The 6,548-nt window shown below is 57.6% G+C and carries 6 protein-coding genes; 3 read left to right on the forward strand and 3 right to left on the reverse strand.

Annotation, left to right across the window (positions count from 1 at the left end):
* Positions 1-1,652, reverse strand: a 1,652-nt coding sequence (locus B071_RS0110030) for a type I restriction-modification system subunit M (RefSeq protein ID WP_215730280.1), incomplete at its 3' end; no start/stop codon positions are given.
* A gap of 370 nt (positions 1,653-2,022) precedes the next feature.
* Between B071_RS0110030 and B071_RS0110035 the strand changes: the two genes are divergently transcribed.
* Positions 2,023-3,111: a DUF8606 domain-containing protein gene (locus B071_RS0110035; protein ID WP_018526962.1), complete on the forward strand. Its 1,089-nt coding sequence runs from the start codon at positions 2,023-2,025 to the stop codon at positions 3,109-3,111.
* Positions 3,112-3,176: 65 nt separating this feature from the next.
* Here the strand turns inward: B071_RS0110035 and B071_RS0110040 are convergent, their stop codons facing one another.
* Positions 3,177-4,157 carry a tyrosine-type recombinase/integrase gene (locus B071_RS0110040; RefSeq protein WP_026245143.1) on the reverse strand — a complete coding sequence of 327 codons (981 nt, stop codon included), beginning with the start codon at positions 4,155-4,157 and terminating at the stop codon, positions 3,177-3,179.
* 820 nt (positions 4,158-4,977) lie between these two features.
* Here B071_RS0110040 and B071_RS0110045 point away from each other — a divergent pair.
* Together B071_RS0110045 and B071_RS0110050 are read left to right on the forward strand one after the other, a co-directional pair.
* Positions 4,978-5,298: a hypothetical protein gene (locus B071_RS0110045; RefSeq protein WP_018526964.1), complete on the forward strand. Its 321-nt coding sequence runs from the start codon at positions 4,978-4,980 to the stop codon at positions 5,296-5,298.
* A gap of 48 nt (positions 5,299-5,346) precedes the next feature.
* The gene (locus B071_RS0110050) at positions 5,347-5,565 is read left to right on the forward strand and encodes a hypothetical protein (RefSeq protein WP_018526965.1); all 219 of its coding nucleotides are present in this window, start codon (positions 5,347-5,349) and stop codon (positions 5,563-5,565) included.
* Between the two features lie 343 nt (positions 5,566-5,908).
* Here the strand turns inward: B071_RS0110050 and B071_RS0110060 are convergent, their stop codons facing one another.
* Positions 5,909-6,202: a hypothetical protein gene (locus tag B071_RS0110060; RefSeq protein ID WP_018526967.1), complete on the reverse strand. Its 294-nt coding sequence runs from the start codon at positions 6,200-6,202 to the stop codon at positions 5,909-5,911.
* Positions 6,203-6,548 lie beyond the last annotated feature (346 nt).

Below are 6,548 nucleotides of genomic sequence, written 5' to 3' on the forward strand. Positions count from 1 at the left end.
ATGGCCTCCTGCTGCTGTTGCCCTTCCGCAATTTCCTTAGCGGCTGCGGCCTCGTTCTTGCGCTTCTTTGAGGTGGCCAGGTTGGCAAAGGCAGTTTGTTCATCCAGCCGGGCGATGCGCTCCGGCGAGGCTTCAAAGTTCATGCGCAGGGGGCGCTCCACCGTAACTTTGAGGAAGCCGAACTCGCGGTTCTCGAAAATNCGNGAGACCACGCGGGTTTCACTGTCACCGTTGATTCTTACATCAGCGGTTTCACCGTCCTGGTAGTTGCCGTAGAGGCGGGTCAGGTGACGGATCTGGTCTTCTGTGATCTCGTTGCGTTTGTTGTTCAGGCTTTTCTTCATGCGCTGGAAAAAGCGCGTGCCGTCGATCAACTGGACCTTGCCGCGCCGCTCCGGGGCCTTGCGGTTGGTGACCAGCCAGACATAGGTGAAGATGCCGGTGTTGTAGAAAAGCTGGTCCGGTAGGGCGACAATGGCGTCAAGCCAGTCGTTTTCGATGATCCAGCGGCGGATGTTCGATGGGCCGGAACCGGCATCGCCGGAAAACAAGGGAGAGCCGTTGAAGACAATGGCGATCTTGGAACCTACCGCGTCCTCGTCCCCTTCCTTGTACGGATGCATCTTGGAAATCATGTGCTGCAGGAACAGCAGGGAACCATCGTTGATGGCGGGCAGCCCAGCGCCGAAGCGTCCGGCGAAGCCCATCTCCCTGTGCTCCTTCTCGACAACGGTTTTCTGATCCTTCCACTCCACGCCAAAGGGTGGATTGGCCAGCAGGTAATGAAACTGCTCGCCCTCGAACCCGTCGCGGGTCTTGCCGTCACCCAAGGTGTCGCCCAAGACGATGCTGCCAGTGTCCTCGTCCTTGATCAGCATGTCCGCACAGCAGATAGCCCAGGACTCATCGTTGTACTCCTGCCCGAACAGGGCCAGATTGGCCTGGCTGTTCTGGTCAAGGATAAATTTTTCCGACTCCGACAACATCCCTCCGGTGCCGCAGGCCGGGTCGTAAATGGTGCGATAGATGCCCGGCGTATAGACGTCCTGCTCACCGGTATAGACCAGATTGGCCATCAGACGGATGACCTCGCGCGGGGTGAAGTGATCCCCGGCCTCTTCGTTGGCCTGCTCGTTGAAGCACATCACCAGATGCTCGAAAAGGTAGCCCATTTGCAGGTTGTCGATCCGGTCCGGGTGCAGGTCTACCTCTGACATCGCCTTAATGATGGTGAACAGCCGGTTGCTGGCATCCAGCTTCTCAATCTGGTCCGAGAACTCGAAGCGCTCGAAAATAGCCCGAGCCGTGGGAGAAAATCCGTTGATGTAGGCCACCAGGTTAGGCGCGATATTCTCAGAATCGTCCAGCAGCTTTTCAAAGGTGAAGGGGCTGGTGTTGTAGAGCGGATGGGTTCGGTCAGGATCGGCCGCTTTGCCCAGCATCTTCTCCATAGCATTTTCCGCCATACCTTGAGCAGACAGCTTCTCGTATTGCTTCAGCACCGCGTCTTTGGTGGGCTCCAACACACAATCTAGTCTCCGCAGCACGACTATCGGCAGCATGACCAATCGGTACTGAGGTGGGCGGTAAGGGCCACGCAGACGTTTCGCGATTTCCCGAATGTGGCTTTTGAGCTCATCATGATGGTGCATATTCACTGTATCAATCTTCCTTCAGCTCTGCTTATTTCATCTTTATAATTCGGTTGCTACAGCGGTGTAGCGACATTCACTTCAGATAACAGGACCACAGTTTCCTGGCACGGAGTCTGCCTCAATACAGAGGCAAGATGCGTCCAGAATCCTACCACGATTCCCCCCTCGGGGCCAGATAAAACCCCCTCATGGAGAACAGTGCAGCCCCCCGCCGGATCATCCCACCTAATTATTGCAGGGAGAGCACGACAAAAACTGTACCACCCCCCGAAAGATGCCAGAAACGATTTCCTGTGTGCCCCCTGTTCAGTCCCGTGGTAAGATGGGCCTGCAGAACACCAGAGAGACAACTTCCCAGGAGGGCTTGATGTTCCAGGTTGATATTGAGGCAAAACAGCTCCGAAGGCTCACACCCACGGGCTTTTCCGAACTTGGGCTCTATGAGCGGTTCGACATCCAGGAGTGGATCGAGAAGACTCCGGAAATCCTCGGCGAAGAACTCCTGATCATCGGCAAGGAGGTGATCCTGGCATCGGGCAAGCGGTTGGATCTTCTGGCCGTCGACAAGAACGCCCACCTGGTTATCATCGAACTGAAGCGCGATTCTTCCGGCGAGGCCGTCGAATGGCAGGCGATCAAATATGCCTCATACTGCGGCAGTCTTCTTCCGGACGAAATCTACTCTCTCTTTGAGTCCCACCTGAAGACTTCCGCCTCCGATGCCAGGCGGCGAATTGAGGAGTTCATTGACACCGACATCGAGGCCCTGAACGGGGCGCAGCGGATTATCCTTGCATCCCGGCAGTTCAATTCCGAGGTGATCTCAGCGGTTCTCTGGCTCAGGGAGTTTGGAGTGAATATTCAGTGCACCAGGCTCGCCCCTTTTGTCGATGCACAGAGAAATCTCTTCATCAACCCGGAGACGATCATCCCCCTCCCCGAAGCAAAGGATTACATCGAGCGGAAGGAAAAGAAGCAGCGCACCGGTTCCCAGGCACACCGTGAGTGGACCGGCTACTGGTTTGTGAATGTCGGCGAAGGGTCACACCGGAACTGGGACGACAACCGGAAGTTCGGCTACATCGGGGCCGGCCAGGGGCCCCGCTATTCCTCGGCCTTGAAACGCCTGAGTGTGGGCGACAAGATCTATGCGTACATGAAGGGTCTGGGATATGTGGGGTTCGGAGAGGTCACCTCAACGGCCGTCCCGGTTGGTGATTTCACTGTAGAGGAAACCGGCACCCCGCTCCTGAACGCCGGCCTCACGGCACCGGATGCGGGGGCGCATTGCGATGACGAGGACCTTTCCGATTGGGCCGTCGGTGTCCGCTGGATCCACACTGTTTCCCGGGACCAGGCCAGGACCTTTGCGGGGGCCTTCGCCAACCAGAATGTGGTGTGCAAGCTCCGGGATCACGAGACTCTCCGGTTCCTGAAGGAGGCCTTCGGTGCGTGATCACACGCCTTGTGTACTCGGGCTCCCCTACCGCGTCGATCTGGTTTGGCCGAGATCCTGAGACGCTACCAGTCATCCTGCACGGCAGCGATCCGCGCGAGATCCTGGGCGTGGTAGTAGTTCATAGTCATCGCCTGGCTCTGGTGGCCGATCAGTGCCCGCACAGTCGCCTCAGGGATTCCGGCCTCGATCATCTGGGAGTTCGCAAAGTGCCGCCAGCTGTGAAAGGTGATCCCTGCGGCCTGCCGTTGCTCCTCTGACATCCCCACGTGCTCCAGGGCATGGTATAGCCCCCGGGTGAGCTCCCGGCCATCGTAGGGCGCACGTGGGTTCGTGTCATGGTAGAACACATACTGCTGGCTCGGCGGAAGATTCCAGCGGTACGGGCTGGATCGGAGCAGGTAGACTATCAAGCTGCGGATTCGACGGGAGATCGGCACGATCCTGGCCTCGCCCCCTTTGGTCGTCTCCTTGAGTTCCCAGGACACTGGCTCCCAGACGCGGGAGACATCGATGTAATCGCGGTGGCATCGGTCGGCCGTGAGCCCCAGAAGTTCGGATCTCCGGAGGCCCGTACGAGCTGCAATCTCGGAGGCGATGCGTTCCCTGTCGTTTCTCCAGGCACCGTCCGTCGCCAGAAGATCCCGGGCCTCTTCGCGCGTGAGGCTCCCGCGTTTCTTCGTCCCGCCCCCAGCGCGGTATAGCCTGGGTACCGCCTGAATGATCTCGTCTTCCTCGGCAGCTTGCAGGAGGACAGAGAGAGTGTTGATGACATGGTTGATTGTCGTTGCGGCTTTGCCCTCTCCGAACAGCGTGTCCCGAAGCCGTCGCGTCTCCTGCCGGGTGATATCCGCAATTGGAGTACCCGCGCCCAGAATTCGCAAGACGTGGTTTCGGCAGTCGGTTCGGTGAGACTGAGCTGATCGGTGGGATACTCGATGGCCCCCGGCGCGTCGGTCCGTGGCATAGCGGCCGTCCGGCCAGTCGAAAAACCCGTCGGCGTACTTTCCGAGAGTTATCCGAGACGAATCAACTGGTGGCTTCATCTGCGCTGAGCACCAGTCAATCGCGTCCTTTTTTTTGGCACAACCGGTAGATTTGAGGGGGGTCCAGGAACCATCAGAGCGCTTCCATCGCACATACCACGTCCCTGTCCAAGACTCGCCACGATTCTTTTTTTGTTGTTCCTGAGCGTTGCGAGGGCGCCGCGTCAGGCTGTAGCGGGGCAGATTAACGTGGCTCATGTGCGATTTTTGTGCGATTTTTTCGCACTCGCTCTTTCTGGTTTTCGCAAATCGTTGTCCGTAAACAACTTAAAAATGAACACGGCGGGATTCGAACCCACGACCTTCGGCTCCGGAGAGCGCTCATTTCCAATGGCCAGCTTTTTCCCCCTTTGTGCCCTAATGCTCTGAAGAGCAATAATTTCATTCATAACAAGCATTTATCATCCCTCACTAACTTCATTGCCCTGTTGGAATTCCCAATACCTCGCATCTTTCATGTGCGATTTTTGTGCGATTCCCGAGGCCTTCGGTAAATCCTCCAAGCTTTAAAACCCTGCTCGGATGCCCCCTCGCCAGCTCATCGCATTCAAAAATACACCTGACCCCACTCATATAGATTACTTTGGTTTTTCCCGGTTGTCACGCCCGGACTGCACTGCGCCCAGGACCCCGCGAGAATTGCCGCCGTGCCCGATAGCCGGTGATATTGATTGTAAAAATCTAAAATATTCTAAACATCTTTTATATAAATCCCTTGACAGCTAGGGCCAATGGGCCTATACTTATTGTATGGTTGATTGAGAGATCAGCCAAGGCCGCCCGGTACGGGAAGGCCAACCCCTCCGATAAGGAGATGCTGATGACCCTTCCATTTTTTTTCCAGGTTGTCATTCCGACAACTCTCTTCAACCGCACGGCACCCGCCGACCTGGTTGACGGTGTTCGCGACGAGGTGAAGCGGCTTTTCGCCGGTGCCTACGGTGGATACACCGAAACCCGGGCCTCCGGCGGCTACGTTGCCGAATCCGGGGAGCTGATCGCCGAAACCGTTTATCAGGTGTCAGCCTGGTCGACGGTCCCCGATGATCAGCCCCTCCGGATGGCCGTGGAGGTTATACGGACCCGGCTCCAGCAGGAAACGGTCCTGTACCAGATCGGCAACCGGACCTACATTGAGTAGACCTACCGGGGCCCCTTCAGGGGCCCCATCCCGAAGCAAGGAGGACGTATGCGATACATAATCAGAACGACGACGGAGGGAGTTCCTCTGCCAGTGGAACGCATCGACGCCAAGCGCCTGGAGCTCGTGCGATCGATTCTCGCGCGAGGCAAGCGCTACTTGGAGTACGAGGCCCTGCTCGGCTCGACGGATCTCCAGGGGGACCGTATTGAGGAAGGTGTGCGCGTTGTGGAGGAGGTCGACGACCAGGAGGTCCGGTATGTCTGAATTGAATCATTACCCAAGCCCTACACCGGAAGAACTCCGGGATCTCATGCGACGACACGGATTAACCGGATCTCAGGCAGGTGCGCTCCTGGGAGTCAATGGCCGGACGATTCGGAAGTGGACCGGCGGTGAGCGGAGCATGCCGTGGGCGAGTTGGACGCTGTTGCAAATATTGATGGGAGACACGACTGCCGATGAGGTTCGACTCCAAATCCAGGCAGAGAGCGGGTCACCGGACCGGAAAAACGCTTAATTTTCGACCTTAAATTATACGCAGATTTTATACCCGGCCACGCGCCGGGTTTCTATTTCCCGCAGAGTTGCTGATTCTCCAATGCCCCCCCTACCCCTGAATGATCACCGCCACCAGCGACGCCAGGGCAGCCAGGATCGTGAAAGTCCCCACGAGCATTCCGAAAATCTGGTGGGGCATCTTGTCCAGCTTCGCCTCGATATCCCGGACGTTTCGCCTCAGGCCGTTTGAACCATCGGGGCCGATCAGGGCTGTCCTGACTTCGATGCTCTCCCGCCGGAGTTCTTTCATTTCCTGCTCGATGTCCCGTAAGCGGGCATTATGCCTGCGGTCTTCCGCCCGGAGTTCACTGATCTCGATTTCTGTTCCCTCAAAGTGCCCCATGATTACCTCGGTTTTTGCAGCGTTCCTTCTATGCGCGTCTGCCCGTACTCGAGTCCGGCCCCGGCCACCAGAAGACCCACTGCATACTGCCCCATCGACACCCAGTCATCGAAGCGCTGCAGGTAGCCATAAACTGTAGCCAGGGCGAACAGGACCCCTACAGCCCCCGCCGCAAAGGCGATGAGGTGCCCCATGGCCAGGAGGCCCCGGTGGTCCCGGAAAAAGCTGTCCTCATCCCGNATGACCCGGGCCGATCCAGTGTCATCAATCGGGCTCACAACGTTCCTCCCAGAGAGAGGCCGCCAGCGAGCCCGAGGATTCCCGCTGCGGGGATCCCGATCTTCCA

Origin of the sequence: Alkalispirochaeta alkalica DSM 8900, from assembly GCF_000373545.1 — a bacterium.
GTDB lineage: Bacteria > Spirochaetota > Spirochaetia > DSM-27196 > Alkalispirochaetaceae > Alkalispirochaeta > Alkalispirochaeta alkalica.